We start from the raw sequence: 19,034 nt of genomic DNA, 5'->3' as shown, positions 1-19,034 counted from the left end.
TCATCGCCAGGAGACGCGCAGGGCTCCTTTTCGCCGTCCTGCTCTCGGCGGCCGCCGTGCTCGTGGCCGGTTCTTCGACATTCGTGTACGAGCCCGCACCCGTCCCTACGATTGCGGTGACGACGCCCATTCCGCGAAAGAGGCCCACGCCCACGTTCACGCCCACGCCCACGTTCACCGCCGCGCAACGCGAAGCGCTCACGCGAACTCTCCGTGACTATCTCGACGGCCGTCCGGGCAGCCTGTCGCTTTCGGTACGCGACCTGACCACTGGCATCTCGTACACCTACGGGAAGGGCCTGCGAACAGCGACGGCCAGCATCGTCAAGGTCGATATCGTCATGGCTCTGCTGCTCAAAGCGCAGCGCCGCGAACGTCCGCTCACGTCCGCCGAGAAAGGCTTGGCAGAGCGCGCGATCACGCTGAGCGACAATGCCGCCGCGACCGCGCTCTGGCACGCCATCGGCGGATCCGCCGGCCTAGCGTCCGCCAATGAGGAACTGGGCCTTCGCGACATCGACCCTGGCCCCGGCGGCGCGTGGGGTTCCACAACGACGAGCGCCGCCGACCAGATCCGGCTGCTCACCGCGCTCGTCTCGCCGGACAGCCCCCTCGGCCCGGACGCGCGCCGCTACGTCCGCCGCCTGATGCGGGACGTCGCGCCTGACCAGGCATGGGGCGTGAGCGCCGCGGGCGACGACGCCGAGATCAAGAACGGCTGGCTGCCCCGCGACGCCCACGGCGGCCGCTGGACGGTCACCAGCATCGGCATCGTCCAGAAGGCAGGCCACCGGTACCTCATCGCCGCCGTCTCCGAACGCCACCCCACGATGCAGGACGGCATCGAAGCCATAGAGCACACCGCCGAAACCGTCACCGAGGCGCTGACCAAAACCGCCCCGACAGAACGATGACGCACCGCTCCCGAGGCGCATGGCACCTGCTCTCACCTGCACCGGTCGCCGAATCCGCGTGAAGGCCGTCATACTCTCCGATCGAACCGGGGATCACCGCACCCAAGGAGCGACGGCATGCGTCCTCGACCGTTGTACGACGTCGTGGCAGTCCTCGCGCGGCTCGGCGTGGGCCTCGTGTTCATGGCGCACGGCTGGCAGAAGATCGAGGCGGGCATCACCGCGACGGGCCGCTCGTTCGACGACCTCGGCGTCCCGCTCCCGACGGCCGCCGCCGTCTATGCCGCCTTCGCCGAACTGCTGGGCGGCGCCGCGCTGATCGCCGGGCTCGCCCTGCCGGTCACCGGCCTGCTGCTGTTCGCGGACATGGTCGGTGCGTTCGTGTTCGTCCACGCGGGCGAGGGCCTGTTCCTGGTGGACGGCACGACGGTCGAGAACGGCTACGAACTCGTCCTCGTCCTCGGCCTGGCGAGCCTGCTGTTCGCCGCGGGCGCCGGCGGACGGCTGACCCTCGACCAGTGGATCGTGACGAAGCGGCTGCGCCGTACGGACGACGACGAGGAAGACGCGGCGAGCTTCGTGAAATCGCTCCGCCAGGCCGAAACCCAGTCCGAGACGATGAAGCAGCCCCGGAAGCACCGGGCCCGGCGATCGGCGAAGAACCCGCCGCCCGCCGAGGCGTCCGCCGAACCCTCCGCAGCCGAGGGCTCCGAGGATGACCTGCTCGTCGCCGGCCCCCGCAAGGCGGCGCGCAAGCACCGCGCCCGCGGCGCCCGCCCGGCCGAAACCGCCGAGACCGCCCCGGCCGACGACAAGAACGACGCGACCTGACGAACGAATCCCCCGCCCGCCGGGTGCGCGGCGGGCGGGGGACGGCTCAACGCGGGTGCCACAAGCCGCCCGCCTCAGTGATCAGCTGCAGCCGCTGGTGGAGCCGCAGCCCTCGCAGACGTAGCAGCTGCCCGCCGGGCGCATCTTCGTGCCGCAGGTGAGGCAGAGCGGCGCGTCCGCGGTGCGTCCCTGGCGCGACTCGATGACCTCCATGGACGACCGCGCCTCCCCCGCGGGCGCCGCCGCCACCGGCGCGGGACGGGCGATCGCGGCGGACTGGGCCAGGGACTCGTGGTCGACCTCGTCCTCGGAGTGCAGGGCGGCGGGGTCCTCCCCGTTCGCCTGCATGGCGCGCTCGTCCGCCGTCAGGATGCCGAGACCCGCCCGCTCCTCGAACGGAAGGTGGTCCAGCGCCAGGCGGCGGAAGATGTAGTCCATCACCGAGGTGGCCATGCGGATGTCGGGGTCGTCGGTCATCCCGGCGGGCTCGAACCGCATGTTGGTGAACTTCTCCACCCACGTCTCCAGCGGGACGCCGTACTGCAGGCTGATGGAGATCGCCATGGAGAACGCGTCCATCACGCCGGCGAGCGTCGAGCCCTGCTTGCCGAGCTTGAGGAACACCTCGCCGACGCCGTCGTCCGGGTAGGACGAAGCGGTCATGTAGCCCTCGGCGCCCGCGACGGAGAAGCGCGTGACGGTCGCCGGACGCTGCTTCGGCAGCCGCCTGCGGACCGGACGCGTCGCCCCGGCGGCCTCCGCCGGCGCCTCCTTGGCCTCCTCCTTCTTGCCTGCCGCCGACAGCGGCTGGCCGACCTTGCAGTTGTCGCGGTAGATCGCCAGGGCCTTCAGGCCGAGCCGCCACCCCTCGAAGTACACCTTCTCGATGTCCTCGACGGTGGCCTGCTCCGGCATGTTCACCGTCTTGGAGATCGCGCCGGACAGGAACGGCTGGACGGCCGCCATCATCCGGACGTGCCCCATCGGGCTGATCGCCCGCTCGCCCATCGCGCAGTCGAACACCTCGTAGTGCTCGGTGCGCAGGCCGGGGGCGTCCATGACGTGGCCGTGCTCGGCGATGTACTCGACGATCGCCTCGATCTGCTCCTGCTGGTAGCCGAGCTTCTCCAGCGCGCGCGGCACCGTCTGGTTGACGATCTGCATGGACCCGCCGCCGACGAGCTTCTTGAACTTCATCAGCGCGAGGTCCGGCTCGATACCGGTGGTGTCGCAGTCCATCATCAGCCCGATCGTCCCCGTCGGCGCGAGGAGCGAGGACTGGGCGTTGCGGTAGCCGTGCTTCTCGCCGAGCTTCAGGCACTCCTGCCACTGCTTGGCGGCGGCCGCGTGGATCTCCTTGTCGATCGCGTCCAGCGTGCGGATGCCGTCGTTGGCGGCGGCGTGCTTGCGCATGACGCGCTTGTGCCCCTCGGCGTTGCGCGCGTAGCCCGCGTACGGGCCGACGACACCAGCCATCTCCGCCGAGCGGCGGTAGGCGACGCCCGTCATCAGCGACGTGATCGCCGCGGCGAGCGCCCGTCCGCCCTCGGAGTCGTAGGCGTGCCCGGACGCCATCAGCAGCGCGCCGAGGTTGGCGTAGCCGATGCCGAGCTGCCGGTAGTCGCGGGTCGTCTCCGCGATCTTCTCCGTCGGGAAGTCGGCGAAGGTGATCGACACGTCCATCGCCGTGATGATCAGCTCGGTGAGCTTGACGAACCGCTGGACGTCGAACGTCCCCGCGTCCGTGAGGAACTTCAGCAGGTTGATGCTGGCGAGGTTGCAGGACGAGTTGTCGAGGCTCATGTACTCCGAGCACGGGTTGCTCGCGGTGATGCGCCCGGTCTCGGGGTTGGTGTGCCAGTCGTTGATCGTGTCGTCGTACTGGATGCCGGGGTCGGCGCACTCCCAGGCGGCCTTCGCCATCAGCCGGAAGAGGTCCTTGGCCTTGACGGTGTCGACGACCTCGCCGGTCATCCGGGCGCGCAGGCCGAACTCGCCGTCCGACTCGACGGCGTGCATGAACTCGTCCGACACCCGGACGGAGTTGTTGGCGTTCTGGTACTGGACGCTGCCGATGTCCTTGCCGCCGAGGTCCATGTCGAACCCGGCGTCCCGCAGCGCGCGGATCTTGTTCTCCTCGCGCGCCTTGGTCTCGATGAACTCCCCGATGTCGGGGTGGTCGACGTCCAGCACGACCATCTTCGCGGCCCGCCGCGTCGCGCCGCCCGACTTGATCGTCCCGGCGGACGCGTCGGCCCCGCGCATGAACGAGACGGGACCGCTCGCCGTGCCGCCCGACGACAGCAGCTCCCTGCTGGACCGGATGCGCGACAGGTTCAGGCCGGCGCCGGACCCGCCCTTGAAGATGACGCCCTCTTCCTTGTACCAGTCGAGGATCGACTCCATCGTGTCGTCCACCGACAGGATGAAACACGCCGAAACCTGCTGCGGCGACTTGGTGCCGACGTTGAACCAGACCGGCGAGTTGAAGCTGAAGAGCTGGTGGACGAGCGCGTACTTCAGTTCGTGATCGAAGATCTCCGCGTCCTGCTCGGTGGCGAAATAGCCCTCCTTGAGCGCCGTGTCGGTGTACATGCGGACGACACGGTCGACCAGTTGCTTCAGGCTCCATTCGCGCTGCGGCGTGCCGACCGCGCCGCGGAAGTACTTGGACGTGACGATGTTGACGGCGTTCAGCGACCAGAAGTCGGGGAACTCGACACCGCGCTGCTCGAAGTTGACCGAGCCGTCGCGCCAGTTGGTCATGACGACGTCACGACGTTCCCAGCGCAGCTCATCGTACGGATGCACGCCGGGCGTGGTGAAAATGCGCTCGACCTTCAGCCCTTTGCGGCCCCCCTTGCCGCGCCGTGCCGCCGAGCCGCTCACCGTCTCCGTCATGACCTTCCCCCTCTCGGGCCCACCCGCCGGGCCCTGTTCAGGAACAACCCCGCCACCGCACAGGGCATGCCCTGCGCGGAAACGCTCTTACATGTGCTGATGTGTTTCCGGAACCCGCCCCTACCGAGGCGGGCCGGACTCCCCCGAGAAACCGGTTTTCCGCAGTGTTTCGATCTCCTTGGCGAAGTCGTCCAGCGACTCGAAGCTCCGGTAGACCGAGGCGAATCGCAGATAGGCGACCTCATCGAGCTCGCCGAGCGGCCCCAAGATCGCGAGGCCGATCTCGTGCGAGGGGATTTCCGCGGAGCCGGAGGATCTGATCTCCTCTTCGACCCGCTGACCCAGCTTCGCGAGCGCATCCTCGTCGACCGGGCGGCCCTGGCAGGCCCTGCGCACCCCGGCGATGATCTTTTCCCGGGAGAACGGCTCGGTGACGCCGCTGCGCTTGGCCACCATGACGAGCACATTCTCCTGCGTCGTGAATCGCCTGCCGCATTCGGCGCACGACCGGCGACGCCGAATGGCGCCCCCGTCGTCGGTCGAACGGCTGTCGATCACTTTGGTGTCAGGGTTGCGACAGAACGGGCAGTGCACGTTAGATCCCTCCCCTGACGATAACGCTTCACACCGCTTCACGATTCCATATATAGGTGAAGTACATCGATGTGACTACTAGATGTTGTGGTCCAACGGTACGACTCACCGCAGGCGTACGCAACCTGATCTCACGCCTCATGGATCACATCCGCCGCGTACATCCAGGTCAGGTCCGTCCTCCAAGATTTCCTCCCGGGCGTGTCGTCACCCAGAGTCCCCGCCCCTCACAGAACGCAAGCACCGCCCTAAATCACCCGCTCCCGACACCAGGCAACCTCCCCATCCCCATCGCCGCCGACGTTCGACACCGTCCACTTCCCCGATACGAACTCATCGGCCGCACCACTCAGGCATCCCGGGCCCCGCCACCAAACCGCGACGCCCCCGACATCTCTCCCCCTCGACGCAACCACCGATTCGCAGATCGCCTGCCAAGGAGCCGCAGACACTCGCCCATGCCGCCGAAGTCTGGACAGTTCCGTCACCTGATCGTCTTCGGACGCCCGCCCCGCTCGACGACCACGGCTACCTGCGGCCCGCCCGGCACCGACTCGTGCGTCTGGCGTAAGGACGACAACTGGGGTGGGACGAGCCGCTCGATGTAATCGCCGGTCGAACCGGCCGTGCCGATCGCGACCAGCATCTCGCGCCTGCGCCGGGCCGGGCTCGTACGGCCGGACGACCGTTCCGGCGTTCCGCGACGGTCGCTTGCCGAGTCGGAGAACAGGTATCCATCACCATCGGCGTCTCCGGCACTTGCATCGGACGGGCGACTCAGCCTGCGGGGAGGCGGAGTTCCTGGCCAGGTTGGACGGTGGGGTCGCCGCCCAGGCCGTTGAGATCGATGATGCGTTGGACGACGACACGCGGGTCGGCCTCGGGGTCGACGTCCGCGGCAATGTTCCAGAGGGTGTCGCCGCGTTCGACGACGACCGTTCTGGCGGGCTTGGACGGGTCGTTATGGGCTTCGCGGCCGCCGGCCAGGGCACCGGGCCCCACGGTCAGCCACAGACCTATGAGCGTGACCGTCGCGGCGAACAGGACCAGGACGGCGCGTCCGCGGCGGGTCAGGCGGATCGGGGCCCGGTCACTCTGGGGTGAACCCGACATCTCTCCCCTCCTCGACGTCGAATGCATTTTCGATCGAACGCCTGTACGATGTTCTACCAGGAGGCGCCGACAAAAAGCGAGCATCACTTCGAACAATTGTTTGATCATTGGGCTCCGACGCGATAGGTTCCATGACAAGGAGTGACCGATCGAGGCGCCGGGAGGCGACGAGCGATGAGCAAGGTCCGGGAGCTGCCAGACGGCCCCATGGACGAGACGGGGCTGACGCAACGGCAGCGCATGGTGCTGGAGGTGATCCGCGACTCGGTCCAGCGCCGTGGGTACCCGCCCTCGATGCGCGAGATCGGCGAAGCCGTCGGACTGACCAGCACCTCCAGCGTGTCGCACCAGCTCCGGGCGCTGCAGCGCAAGGGTTTCCTGCGCCGCGACCCCAATCGTCCACGCGCGGTCGAGGTGCGAGTGCCGGGCGCCACGCCGGTGCGGACTGACGAGGAGGCCTACGAGGCCGCCGGAGGGCAGCCCGCGTCGTCACAGCCCGCACCCGCGTACGTGCCGCTGGTCGGACGGATCGCCGCAGGTGGGCCGATCCTCGCCGAGGAGGCCGTCGAGGACGTGTTCACCCTGCCGAAGCAGCTCGTCGGCGAGGGCACCCACTTCCTGCTGAAGGTCACCGGTGACTCGATGATCCACGCAGCGATCGCAGACGGTGACTGGGTCGTCGTCCGGCAGCAGCCGGTGGCCGAGCAGGGCGACATCGTGGCCGCCATGATCGACGGCGAGGCGACGGTGAAGACGTTCAAGCGCCGGGAGGACGGCCACATCTGGCTGTTGCCGCAGAACCCCGCGTACGAGCCGATCCCCGGCGACGAGGCGACGGTCCTCGGACGAGTCGTCGCCGTCCTCCGCAAGATGTGAACCCGCGCGGCCCCGCAACCCCGGGGCCGCGCGAGACACTCACCCGCCACATCCTGGCCGCGACAACGCACGCATCCGCGTGCCAACCACCTCCGGCAGCTGTCAAACCGGACACCGGCAGGTCACCGCGAAAGATCCCCGGCCGCACTCACCGCCAGACGGCGCCCCGGTCAGCAGACCGCAGGCATCAACGCCCCGGACGATGAACGTCCCCGCGCTTCCGACACTCGGCGGGGCCATCGAACCGGGCATCCGACAGATCGTCACAGCCGCCAGACCAAGAAACTGGCGGGCGTCGCCAACAAGCCCGACACACTCACCGGCCCTACTGCGCCCGGCCGGTAGGCCGGGCGGATCAACGCCCGCACGTTGAGCATCCCGCGCGTCCAGCCGTCCCCGGCAGGGCCACCAGAACAGACGTTCCGGAAGTCGCGCGGAAATCTCGCCGTGCCGGGCACTGAACCACGCGGTCCAATGCTGGACGAAGGGGGCTTCCGCACGTCCGGACGCCGCCAGCGGCCAACAGACCGGGCAGCCGCGGCCGCCGCCAGACCAAGGAACCGGCGATCGTTGCGATCGAGCCCGGCGGCTCACTCATCGGCCGGACGGCACCCGGTCGGTAGGCGTGTGGGTCAACGCCTGCACGTTGAGCGTGCCGCGCGTCCGGCATCCCCGGCAGGGCCGTCAGAACAGGTGTTTCGGAGGTCGCCGCGGGAAGTCTCGCCGTGCCACTGCCGAAACGTCGCGCGGGTTGAGGGGGTTGTGTCCGTCAGGTTCGGGGCGGCGGGCCTGACGGACACGGGCGTCAGCGTTTGGGGACGATGTTGACGATTTTGGGGGGGCGGACGATGATCTTGGCGATTTCGGCGCCGGACAGGGCGTCCTGGATCTTGGGGGACGCCAGCGCCAGGCGCTCCAGGTCGGCCTCGGCGATTTCCGGGGGCACCTCCAGGCGGTCGCGGACCTTGCCGGCGACCTGGACGACGCACGTCACCGACTCCTCCACCAGCAGGGCCGGGTCGGCGGACGGCCAGCCCGCGCTGATGACCGGCGCGGTCCGTCCCAGCAGGTCCCACGCCTCGTCGGCGGTGTAGGGGGCGAACAGCGACAGCACGACCGTCATGGCCTCGGCGGCCTCGCGGACGGCGGGGTCGGCGGGGCCTGGGCCGGAGTCGATGGCCTTGCGGGTCGCGGTGACCAGCTCCATGACCCGCGCGATCGCCACGTTGAACCGCTGCGTCTCGATCAGCGTGGTGGCCTCGTGGACCGTCCGGGCGGTGACGCGGCGCAGGGCCGGGTCGCCGGACGCCGGGTCCGCGCCCGGGGCGGACGAGACCTCGGTGGCGATGCGGTGCACGCGGGACAGGAACTTCGACATGCCGTGCGGGGACACGTCCGCCCAGTCGATGTCGTCCTCCGGAGGTCCGGAGAACAGGATCGCCAGCCGGACGACGTCCACCCCGAACTCGGCGATCTGCTCGCCCAGGTCGACGCCGTTGCCCAGCGACTTGGACATCGCCTTGCCCTGGTTGATCACCTGGCCCTGGTTCAGCAGCCGCCGGAACGGCTCGGTGAACTCGACCATGCCCATGTCGTACAGCACCTTGGTGAAGAACCGGCTGTACAGCAGGTGCAGGATGGCGTGCTCGACGCCGCCCGTGTACTGGTCGACCGGCATCCAGCGGCGGACCTGGTCGACGTCGAACGGGCCGTCCTCGTAGCCGGGTGAGCAGTAGCGGAAGTAGTACCAGGACGAGTCGACGAACGTGTCCATCGTGTCGGTGTCGCGCTTGGCCGGGCCGCCGCACTTGGGGCATTCGACATTCACCCAGTCGGACGCGGCGGCCAGCGGCGACGTGCCCTTCGGGGCCAGGTCGGCGCCGCGCAGGCCCTCGGGCAGCGTCACCGGCAGCTGCTCGTCCGGGACGGGCACCTCGCCGCACGACTCGCAGTGGACGATCGGGATCGGGCAGCCCCAGAACCGCTGCCGGGACACCAGCCAGTCGCGCAGCCGGAAGTTCACCGCCGCGCGGCCGGTGCCGCGCTCCTCCAGGATCTCGATGATGCGGGCGATGGCGTCGGCCTTCGTCAGCCCGTCGATCGGCCCGGAGTTGATCAGCCGGCCGTCACCGGGGGTGGCGATCCCTGTCTGGGCGGGGTCGGCCTCACCGGTGTCCACCACGATCCGGACCGGCAGCCCGAACTTCAGCGCGAAGTCCAGGTCGCGCTGGTCGTGCGCGGGCACGCCCATGATCGCGCCGTGTCCGTAATCGGCCAGCACGAAATCCGACGCCCAGACCGGGATGCGCTCGCCGGTGACGGGGTTGATCGCGTACCGGCCCAGGAAGACCCCGGTCTTCTCGCGCTCGGTGGAGAGCCGGTCGATGTCGCTCTCCCGGGAGGTCTCCTCCCGGTACGCCTCGAAGGCCGCCCGGCGCTCCGGCGCGCACACCTCCTCGGCCAGCGGGGCGTCCGGCGCCACGACGAAGAACGTCGCGCCGAACATCGTGTCCGGCCGGGTGGTGAAGATCGTCACCGGCTCGTCCCGGCCCTCGATCACCACGTCGACGTCGGCGCCGGTGGAGCGGCCGATCCAGTTGCGCTGCATCAGCAGGACGCGCTCGGGCCACTTGCCCTCCAGCTGCTCCATGTCGTCCAGCAGCCGGTCCGCGTAGTCGGTGATCTTGAAGTACCACTGGGTCAGGACGCGCTTTTCGACCAGCGTCCCGCAGCGCTCGCAGTGCCCGCCGACGACCTGCTCGTTGGCCAGGACGGTCTGGTCCTTCGGGCACCAGTTGACGTGGCCGCCCTTGCGGTAGGCCAGGCCCCGGTCGTAGAAGCGCAGGAACAGCCACTGCGTCCACTTGTAGTACTCGGGGTCGGACGTGTGCAGCCGCCGCGTCCAGTCGAACGACGGCGCGAAGCGGTGGAACGAGGACGCCTGCGTGTCGATGTTGGCGTACGTCCACTCGGCGGGGCGCGAGTCGCGCTTGATGGCGGCGTTCTCCGCGGGCAGGCCGAAGGAGTCCCAGCCGATGGGGTGCAGGACGTTGAAGCCGCGCTGGAACCAGTACCGCGCGGGGACGTCCCCGATGGCGAACGCCTCCGCGTGCCCCATGTGCAGGTCGCCGCTGGGGTAGGGGAACATGTCCAGCGCGTAGCGGCGCTCCCGGCCGTCGTCCTTCTCATCGGCCGCGAACGGTTCGAGCTCTGCCCAGCGGGCCTGCCACTTGTCCTGAACCGCCCGGGGGTCGTAGTGCTCGTCGCTGCTCACGCTTCCAGACTCCGGTTTCTTGCTCGCTTGCTGGCTGCAAATGGTCGTGGCCGTCCGCTGACATGAAACGACCCCTCGCGCAGGAGGGGCCACCACGTTGACGTCAGTCCGTCAACGTGGTCGTTCGAGGAGCAGCCGTGCCGACATACATCAAAGGGTAGCGCAACCGCAAGCCCTCCCGCGGGCCTTAAAGCACATGCGCAGAGGCTCGCGCTGAGGCCGAGGAATTGACCGCGGCGGCTGCGGTCGGTCAGTGGCCGGACTCCTGGCGGGCCAGCGAGATGACGCCGGTCACCTGGACGCGGGTGAGCTGGAGGTCGGCGCCGACGGCGGACAGGGTCTCCTCCTCGGAGACGCTGAGCGGGCCGTCCACGAGGGCGATCTCGGCGGCGGCGCGCAGGATGCTCTCGCGCGCCTCGGGCGCGAGGGCCGAGGCCGCGTGGCCCATCTCGACGCGGACCTCCTCGAACGGACGGCCGAGGTCGGCGTTCAGGGCGGTGTCCTCGTAGGCGGGCTCGCCTGCCTGCCGGACGACGGCGACGGCGCGCGAGCGGGCGGCCGCGTTGGTGTAGTCGCCGGAGCGCAGGACCTGGGCGATCGCCATGCGCAGGAGCATCGCCGGCATCTGCGCGAGCTGCGCGGTGGTCGGCACGTCGAGGACGCCGGGGTTCCAGCGCCCGTGGCACGTGTCGCATTCGATGAATTCGCCGCCCGTCTTCGTCAGCGGGATGACGGGGATGAAGAACAGGGTGAAGAAGTTGCGTCCCTGCCGGCGCCGGTAGTCGCGGTCGCCGCCGCAGTCGGGGCAGTGGAAGATTCCCCTGGTCAGGGTGAAGAAGACCACCCGCCAGCCGAAGATGATCAAGATCGCGCGCCTTTCTCGGTGAAGCCGCACATCGTAACGGTGCCGGGGCGGGGAATGTGGTGAGACCCGGGAGCGGGGCCGGAGGGCGGGATCCGGACGTGGAATCGGGGGTTGACGCGGCGGGCGTCCATCCCTCATCCTCGATCTAATAGGAAGGTTTCCTATAAGAACCCTTCCGACTCCCAACCGTAGCACCGTCCGCCCGTCCGCCGATCACCCGTCCGCCCCGCGGCTACCGACTCCGTCCGACCAAGGTCGCCTCCACCCCCGCCAGGAGACCGAGTATGCCCGCCAAGCTCCGTCCACCCCGGAAACGGACGCTCGCCCTCGCGGCCGTCGCGTCCGCCGGGCTGACCGTGGCGACCGCCACGCCGGCCTTCTCGCACGGCTATACCAACGCTCCCATCAGCCGCGCCCTCTTCTGCAAGATGGGCACCGCGAAGAACTGCGGCGGCGTCCAGCACGAGCCGCAGAGCATCGAAGGCCCGAAGGGGTTCCCGGAACGCGGGCCCCGGGACGGCACGATCTGCGGCGGCGGCGGTTTCGCGCCCCTCGACGACCCGCGCGGCGGCCAGTGGCCGGCGAACAAGCTCACCGGCGGCCAGGCCTTCACCTTCAAGTGGACGCTCACCGCCGCGCACGCCACGACCTCCTGGCGGTACTTCATCACGAAGGACGGCTGGGACCCCACCAAGCCGCTCACCCGCGCCGCGCTGGAGCTGGAGCCCTTCCTCCAGATCAACGACGGCGGCAAGCGGCCGCCGAACAACGTCTCGCACCAGGGCACGCTGCCGAACAAGCAGGGCAGGCACCTGATCCTGGCCATTTGGGACATCCACGACACCGGCAACGCCTTCTACCAGTGCTCGGACGTGGAGTTCAGCTGACAGACCATCCCCCGCGGGCCGCGTCGCTCTCCGTCGCCCGCACCTGAGGGACCGGGCGGGACCGCGCTCCCGCCCGGTCCCTCCTTCTTTCCGGGTCATACGCCTTCGTGGCACTCCGTCTTCCCGGGGCTCCGTCCTCCCCGGCCCACCTTTCTCCCAGGTCTCCACTTCCCCGGGTGTTTCCGCCTTTCCCCAGCCCAGGGGATGGCGCGGGCGGATGTCGATGCAGCAGGATGTGCGGAACGGTTTCGTACACTCGCCGGTAACTAACCGGCCGGTCACCATTCCGCGCGAGGAGTGCCATGCTCAACCTGTCCGTGCTGCTGGAGGACGCCGCCAGGGAGACGCCCGATCGCGACGCGGTCGTGTTCGGCGACATCCGGCTCTCCTACTCGTTCATCGACTCGGTCGCGAACCAGGTCGCGAACCTGCTGCGGTCGCGCGGCATCCGGCCGGGCGACAAGGTGGCGCTGTCCTGCCCGAACCTCCCGTACTTCCCGATGGTGTACTTCGGGGCGCTCAAGGCCGGCGCGGTGGTCGTCCCGCTGAACGTCCTGCTCAAGCCGCGGGAGATCGCCTACCACCTGGACGACTCCGACGCGAAGGCGCTGTTCTGCTTCGAGGGGACGCCGGAGCTTCCGCTCGGGCAGATGGGACACGCCGGGTTCGAGCAGGCCGAGAACTGCGAGCACCTCTTCCTGCTGCCGGCCGACCCGGCGGCGGCCGAGTCCCCCATCGAGGGCGCGGAGCTGTTCTGGGCGGCGCTCGGCGGGCAGCCGAACACGTTCGAGACCGAGCAGACGGAGCCGAGCGACACCGCCGTCATCATCTACACCAGCGGGACCACCGGCCAGCCGAAGGGCGCCGAGCTCACGCACAACAACCTGCTGATGAACGCGATGGTGGACGACACGCTGTTCTACCGGACGCTGCACGACACGTCGCTGGTGACGCTGCCGCTGTTCCACATCTTCGGGCAGACGTGCGTGATGAACGTCGGGATCTACCGTCGCGCGACGCTCATCATGCAGGCGAGGTTCGACGCCGAGCAGGCCGTCCAGCTGATGGTCAAGGAGAAGGTGAACATCTTCGCGGGCGTCCCGACGATGTACTGGGGGCTGCTGACCCACGACACGTCCGACGAGGACATCGCGACGATCCGGGAGAACCTGCGGGTCGCGGTGTCGGGCGGCTCGGCGCTGCCCATGGAGGTCCTCAAGGGGATCAAGAAGAAGTTCGACGTGGACATCCTGGAGGGGTACGGCCTGTCGGAGACGTCGCCGGTGGCCTCGTTCAACCGTCCGGACCGTCCGACCAAACCCGGTTCGATCGGCCTGCCCGTGTGGGGCGTCGAGATGGCGCTGATCGACGACGAGTGGAAGCAGATCGAGGGCGAGGGCCCCGGGGAGATCGCCATCCGCGGGCACAACATCATGAAGGGCTACTACGGCCGCCCGGACGCGACCGCCACCGCGATCAAGGACGGCTGGTTCCGCACCGGCGACGTGGCCCGCCGCGACGACGAGGGCTACTACTACATCATCGACCGCTCCAAGGACATGATCATCCGGGGCGGGTACAACGTGTACCCGCGGGAACTCGAAGAGGTCCTGATGACGCACCCGGACGTGTCATTGGCCGCGGTCGTCGGCGTCGAACACCCGTCGCACGGCGAGGAGATCAAGGCATACGTGATCCGGACACCGGACGCCGCCGTCACCGAGGACGAACTGGTCGAGTGGGGCAAGGAGCAGTTCGCCGCCTACAAGTACCCGCGGATCGTGGAGTTCCGAGACGAACTCCCAATGACCGCCACCGGCAAGATCCTCAAACGCGAACTACGCTGACCCACCCGGGCCGGGCGACCCCACCGCCCGGCCCCTCCCAAACCCCTGCCACCCGGCAGCCTGACCACCCGATCACCCAGCGGCCCGATCGCCCGGCAGCCTGATAGCCCGGCGGCCCGGTCGCCCAGCCACCAAGGGGACTGCGCCATCCGGCTCCCAGGCAGCCGCGCCACCCGTCGGCCTGTCACCTGGCCACCGGGGGGCCTAGGGGCATCTGGCCCTTAGGCAGTTCGGCCACCCGGCGGCCTGGAACACAGCGGCCCGAACTCCGAACGGCCTGGTCACCCGCCACCCGGCAGCCTCCCAGCCGCTCGGCGGTTCGGTCACCCAGGGGCCCAGTCATCCGGCCCCTAGGCAATTTCGACGGCCCGGCGACCGTTCGCCCGGCCACCCGACCACCCGACCACTCGGCCGCCTTCCGCCCAGTGCACCCGGCAACCGGCGGCCCGGTCGCCCCCGGCGGCCAGTCACCTAGCGCCCAGTCATCCGGCCACTCGGCGGCCTGGAACACAGCGGCTCGAACTCCGAGCAGCCTGGTCGCCCGGCCACCGGCAGCCACCCGGTCACCCGGCGGCCGGTCACCCGGCGGCCGGTCACCCAGGGCCTAGTCCTCCGGCCAGTAGGCAGCTCGGCGGCCCGGCGGCCTGGAACACAGCGGCCCGAGCGCCAAGCGGCCTGGTCACCCGGCCACCCGGCAGCCTTCTGCCCTGCCACCTGGTCCCGGGGTCGCTTAGTCCTCCGGTTGCCATGCCGCACGGTCGCCATGCCGCACGGTCGCTTGGCTGGCTATCAGAACGTGTAGGGCAGGCGTTTGATGCCGTTGATGAAGCTCGACTCCAGGCGTTCGGGCTCGCCGGACGCGCGGATGCCGGGCGTCCGGTGCAGCAGCTCGCGGAACAGCACGGTGATCTCACGTCTGGCCAAGTGCGCGCCGAGGCAGAAGTGTGGGCCGGGCCCGCCGAATCCTACGTGCGGGTTCGGGTCGCGCAGGATGTCGAACTTCTCGGGCTCGGTGAACACGGTCTCGTCGCGGTTGGCAGACCAGTAGTACAGGAGCAGTTTGTCGCCCTCTTTGATCTCGTGCCCGTTGAGGATGGTGTCGCGAGTGGCGGTGCGGCGCATCCAGATGACGGGCGACACGTAACGGACGATCTCTTCGACGGCGCCGGGAATGCGGGCGTCGAAGTCCTCGGTGAGCAGGGCTCGCTGGCCGGGGTCGCGGGTGAACAGGTCGAGGCCGTGTGCGATGGCGTTGCGGGTGGTCTCGTTGCCGGCGACGACCAGCAGGATGAAGAACGAGCCGAGCTCCTGATCGGTCAGCGACTCGCCGTCGATGTTGGCGTTCACGAGCGCCGAGGTGAGGTCGTCGGTCGGGTCCTTGCGGCGCTGCCGTCCGAACTCCTCGACCAGGTTCTTGAGGGTCTCGCCCGCGCCGAGCAGCGCCATCGCGACCTGCTCGGGATCGTCGGACGGGAGGTACTCGGCATCGTTGCCCGCGAGGATGACGTTGGTGGCGTCGAATACGGTCCGATAGTGCTCCTCGGCGATGCCCATCATGTCGCAGATGATCTTCAGCGGCAGCCGGGCGGCGATGTCCGCGACGAAGTCGCCGGAGCCGCCGCCCGCCCTCACGTTCTCCACGATCTGGGCGGCGACGGCCTCGACCTGGTCCTCGAACCGCTGGATCATGCGCGGGGAGAACGCCCGGGACACGATCCGCCTGATCTTGGCGTGCCGGGGATCGTCCATGCTGATCATCGAGCCGAAGTACTCGTGTAGGTCGCCTGGCATGTCCCAGATGCTGGTGGCGCCCTTGCCGGAGCAGAAGTCCTCAGGACGGCGGGACGCCTCGACCACGTCGGCGTGCCGGGTCAGGGCGTAGTACCCAGGGCCCGGCGGCACGATGACGATGTCGGGTTCCTCGAAGCGCACCAGCTCGGGATGCCAGCGCAGAGCTTTGAACGCCTCGTGCCGGTAGTCGTGGGGACGCCGCCAGAACTCCCAGTCGGTCAGGTCGATGTCATTGACCCTGAGCACCTGCCCACCACCTCGTCGCTCCGACCCTTGATTCTCTTTACAGGCAGCCTCTCAAAGGTAAAGCGACATGTGCACCTTGATCGGCCTGGGTGATCCGCCTCACACAGTCCCGCCGATCCACCGCCACCAGACCCACAACCGCGCCATCACGAAGACAGCCCCGCGCCGTGCGCAAGACCGGCCCATGGCGTCGCGCAGATTGGCCCATGGCGTCGCGCAGACTGGCCGCCGGCGCGGGAGCGTCCGTGCCGTCACGCAGACCGACCAGTGCCGTCGTGCGACGGCCACGGCTTCGGACGGACGGCGGCGCCGTCGTGCGGACAGGCCGTGACCTCGCGAGTGCGGCCGTGGCATCGCGCGGACGGGCGGCAGCCTCGTGCCAGACGGGCCGTCGCCTCGTGAGATCAGCCGTGGCGTCATGCGAGCGGCCCACGGCCTCATGCGGACAGGCCACAGCGTCATGCGCGCAGGACCGCAGCCTCCTGCGAGCGGCAATGGCGTCGCGCGGACGGGGCCGCAGCGTCATGAGCGGGCCATGGCCTCATGAGAGCAAGCCGTGGCCCGTGAGAGCAGGCGTCATGCGAGCAGGGCCGTGGCCTCGTAAGAGCGGCCAGGGCGTCGCGCGGCCGGGCCGTGGCCTCAGGCGGACGGGCCCGTGGCGTCGCGCGAGCAGGCCGTGCCTCAGGCGAGCAGGCCGTGCCTCAGGCGAGCGGGCCGGGGCGTCGCGCGAACGGGCGGGGGCGTCGCGCGGACAGGCCGCAGCCTCGTGTGCCGGACGGGCCGTCGCCTCGTGAGAGCAGCCGTGGCGTCATGCGAGCGGCCCACGGCCTCGTGCGGACAGGCCACAGCGTCATGCGAGCAAGACCGCGGCGTCAGGCCAGCGGACCGTGGCCTCATGAGAGCGGCCGCGGCGTCGCGCGGACAGGCCACGGCGTCATGCCAGCGGGCCATGGCCTCGTGAGAGCAAGCCGTGGCCTCGTGCGAGCAGGACCGCAGCGTCATGCCAGCGGGCCGCAGCCTCATGAGAGCGGCCGTGCCCGCGCGGGACGGGCCACGGCCTCGTGCGGACAGGCCGCGGCCTCATGCCAGCAGGCCGCGGCCTCATGCGAGCGGCCGTGCGTCGCGCGGACGGACCGCGGCCTCGTGCGAGCGGCCATGGCCTCGTGAGAGCAGGGCCGCAGGTCATGCCAGCAGGTGAGGGCTCGCGCGGCGCGCCCGCGCCGCGGGCCGCGGGCCGCGGGTCATGCCAGCGGGCCGTGGCCACGTGAGAGCGGCCGCGGCCTCGTGCGGACGGGTCGTGGCCTCGTGCGGGCGGGCCGTGGCGTCGTGAAGCGGGCCATGGCGTTGTTTCGGGAGGTCCTTGTGTCGTGATGTCCGCGGGGCGGGTAGCGTACGCGGCGGTTTGAGGAGGCGGCATGAGTGATGTCATGGCCGGGTCGGTCGCAGCGAACGGGTTGGACTTCGGGTACCTCACGGCAGGGCCGGCGGATGGGCCGTTGGTGCTCCTCCTGCACGGCTTCCCTGACTCGGCGCACACCTGGCGACACCTCATGCCGGAACTGGCCCGCGCCGGATACCGCGCCGTGGCGCCGTTCATGCGTGGCTATGCGCCGACGTCCGTCCCGGAGGACGGCGTGTACCAGACCGGCGCTCTCGTCGCCGACGCCGTCGCCCTGCACGAGGCCCTCGGCGGCGGCCCCGACGCCGTCGTCATCGGGCACGACTGGGGCGCCTTCGCCGCCTACGGCGCCGCGAGCATCGCCCCCGGACGGTGGCGCAAGGCCGTCACTTTGTCGGTCCCGCCGCTTCCCGTGATGACCGGTGGGTTCTTCGAATACCAGCAGCTCAAGCGCTCGTTCTACATGTTCGTGTTCCAGACTCCTCTCGCCGAGGCCATTCTGGGCCGGGCCTTCATCGAGGGTCTCTGGCGCGACTGGTCCCCGTCCGGGAAATGCGACGTTGTGGATAACGTCGACCGCGTCATGGAGTGCCTGGCCACGCCTAAGAACGTCACTGCTGCGCTCGGCTATTACCGGGCCATGTTCGACACGTCGCGGCACTCCGACCGCTACGCCGCCGAGCAGCAGGCCGTTTCCGACTCTGGCGTTGTGCCCGTCCTCTACCTGCACGGTTCCGAGGACGGCTGCGTCGGGGCGGACGTGGTCGCGCCAGGTGGCGATCTTGGAGCCGTCCTAGCGGCCCTCCCGCCCGGCTCCAACGCCGGTCTGGTGCCGGGCGCCGGGCATTTCCTGCAGCTCGACCGTCCCGCCGACGTCAACGACCGAATCCTCGACTGGCTGCCCTAGCGGACGCGCCCCCGGTGGCACGCGGCTTGCACTTGCACGTTGCATGCGCGGTCACACTGGCGTGCGCATGCATCGGCGCGTGGGCGGCGCGTCCACGGGCGTTTGGTGATGCGGGCGCGTGGGTCGACGCCCCTGCGCCGCGTGCGGGCGGACGCGGCACGTAGGCAGATGCGGGCGCGGGCACGCAGGTGGATGCAGGCGCGCGGGCCAGCGCGTGCGGAGCGCGCGGCGCGGGAGACGCACGGCACGGTCAGACGCGGGCGCGGGTACGCAGGCGGGCGCGGGCGCGTAGCCGAGCGCGTGGTCAGCGCGTGCGGGGCGCGCGGCGCGGGAGACGCACGGCACGGTCAGACGCGGGCGCGGGCACGTAGGCAGATGTGGGCGCGTGGGCGAGAGCGCGTGTCGGGCGCGTGCGGGTGCGCGGCGTGGGGACGCACGGCGTGGGCGTGGGTGCGTAGGGGAGCGCGTGTGCGGCGTGTGGGCGGACGGCTGTGCGGGCGTGGCCGTGTGGTGCGCGTGTGCGTGCGCGGCGTGGGCAAACGTGGGGGTGGGCGCGTGGGTTGAGGCGTGGGTTAGTGGAGGCGCGGAG

Annotated in this window: 13 protein-coding genes; 6 read left to right on the top strand and 7 right to left on the bottom strand. The window is 69.8% G+C overall.

Translation table 11 applies throughout. From position 1 onward, the window contains the following. The first annotated feature begins 116 nt into the window (after nucleotides 1-116). Together E1287_RS11345 and E1287_RS45555 are read left to right on the top strand one after the other, a co-directional pair. Nucleotides 117-914 (top strand): serine hydrolase, encoded by a 798-nt coding sequence (locus tag E1287_RS11345; protein ID WP_165968965.1) that lies wholly within the window; start codon nucleotides 117-119, stop codon nucleotides 912-914. A 117-nt stretch (nucleotides 915-1,031) separates the two neighbouring features. Then, nucleotides 1,032-1,745 carry a DoxX family protein gene (locus E1287_RS45555; RefSeq protein ID WP_131964842.1) on the top strand — a complete coding sequence of 238 codons (714 nt, stop codon included), beginning with the start codon at nucleotides 1,032-1,034 and terminating at the stop codon, nucleotides 1,743-1,745. An 81-nt stretch (nucleotides 1,746-1,826) separates the two neighbouring features. On the opposite strand, the gene E1287_RS11335 is transcribed toward E1287_RS45555, so the two are convergent. From E1287_RS11335 to E1287_RS11325, 4 genes are all read right to left on the bottom strand, one after another. Then, a complete protein-coding gene (locus E1287_RS11335) occupies nucleotides 1,827-4,646 on the bottom strand; it encodes a vitamin B12-dependent ribonucleotide reductase (protein WP_131964841.1) in 2,820 nt (939 codons plus the stop codon). A 120-nt stretch (nucleotides 4,647-4,766) separates the two neighbouring features. Next, nucleotides 4,767-5,240 carry a transcriptional regulator NrdR gene (nrdR, locus tag E1287_RS11330; RefSeq protein WP_131964840.1) on the bottom strand — a complete coding sequence of 158 codons (474 nt, stop codon included), beginning with the start codon at nucleotides 5,238-5,240 and terminating at the stop codon, nucleotides 4,767-4,769. Nucleotides 5,241-5,724: 484 nt separating this feature from the next. After that, nucleotides 5,725-5,886: a hypothetical protein gene (locus tag E1287_RS43650; RefSeq protein WP_165968964.1), complete on the bottom strand. Its 162-nt coding sequence runs from the start codon at nucleotides 5,884-5,886 to the stop codon at nucleotides 5,725-5,727. Nucleotides 5,887-6,017: 131 nt separating this feature from the next. Beyond that, nucleotides 6,018-6,353, bottom strand: a complete 336-nt coding sequence (locus tag E1287_RS11325) for a LysM peptidoglycan-binding domain-containing protein (RefSeq protein WP_165968963.1) — start codon at nucleotides 6,351-6,353, stop codon at nucleotides 6,018-6,020. Nucleotides 6,354-6,527: 174 nt separating this feature from the next. On the opposite strand from E1287_RS11325, the gene lexA reads away from it, so the two are divergent. After that, a complete protein-coding gene (lexA, locus tag E1287_RS11320) occupies nucleotides 6,528-7,229 on the top strand; it encodes a transcriptional repressor LexA (protein WP_131964838.1) in 702 nt (233 codons plus the stop codon). 805 nt (nucleotides 7,230-8,034) lie between these two features. Here lexA and leuS read toward each other — a convergent pair. Both leuS and E1287_RS11310 read right to left on the bottom strand, forming a co-directional pair. Next, nucleotides 8,035-10,503: a leucine--tRNA ligase gene (gene leuS / locus E1287_RS11315; protein WP_207934140.1), complete on the bottom strand. Its 2,469-nt coding sequence runs from the start codon at nucleotides 10,501-10,503 to the stop codon at nucleotides 8,035-8,037. 250 nt (nucleotides 10,504-10,753) lie between these two features. Then, nucleotides 10,754-11,368 (bottom strand): TerB family tellurite resistance protein, encoded by a 615-nt coding sequence (locus tag E1287_RS11310; protein ID WP_131964837.1) that lies wholly within the window; start codon nucleotides 11,366-11,368, stop codon nucleotides 10,754-10,756. Nucleotides 11,369-11,652: 284 nt separating this feature from the next. Between E1287_RS11310 and E1287_RS11305 the strand changes: the two genes are divergently transcribed. Together E1287_RS11305 and E1287_RS11300 are read left to right on the top strand one after the other, a co-directional pair. Continuing rightward, complete coding sequence (locus tag E1287_RS11305; RefSeq protein WP_131964836.1) at nucleotides 11,653-12,255, top strand: lytic polysaccharide monooxygenase; 603 nt, start codon at nucleotides 11,653-11,655, stop codon at nucleotides 12,253-12,255. 302 nt (nucleotides 12,256-12,557) lie between these two features. Further along, the gene (locus E1287_RS11300; RefSeq protein WP_131964835.1) at nucleotides 12,558-14,102 is read left to right on the top strand and encodes a long-chain fatty acid--CoA ligase; all 1,545 of its coding nucleotides are present in this window, start codon (nucleotides 12,558-12,560) and stop codon (nucleotides 14,100-14,102) included. Between the two features lie 789 nt (nucleotides 14,103-14,891). Here the strand turns inward: E1287_RS11300 and E1287_RS11295 are convergent. Then, nucleotides 14,892-16,139 carry a cytochrome P450 gene (locus E1287_RS11295; protein ID WP_131964834.1) on the bottom strand — a complete coding sequence of 416 codons (1,248 nt, stop codon included), beginning with the start codon at nucleotides 16,137-16,139 and terminating at the stop codon, nucleotides 14,892-14,894. A 1,415-nt stretch (nucleotides 16,140-17,554) separates the two neighbouring features. Between E1287_RS11295 and E1287_RS11290 the strand changes: the two genes are divergently transcribed. Continuing rightward, a complete protein-coding gene (locus E1287_RS11290) occupies nucleotides 17,555-18,445 on the top strand; it encodes an alpha/beta hydrolase (RefSeq protein ID WP_131964833.1) in 891 nt (296 codons plus the stop codon). Nucleotides 18,446-19,034 lie beyond the last annotated feature (589 nt).

Source organism: Actinomadura sp. KC06 (assembly GCF_004348735.1).
Taxonomy (GTDB): domain Bacteria; phylum Actinomycetota; class Actinomycetes; order Streptosporangiales; family Streptosporangiaceae; genus Spirillospora.
The sequence above is the reverse complement of the archived record's forward strand: the minus strand, read 5'-3'. Positions and strand labels throughout refer to the sequence as shown.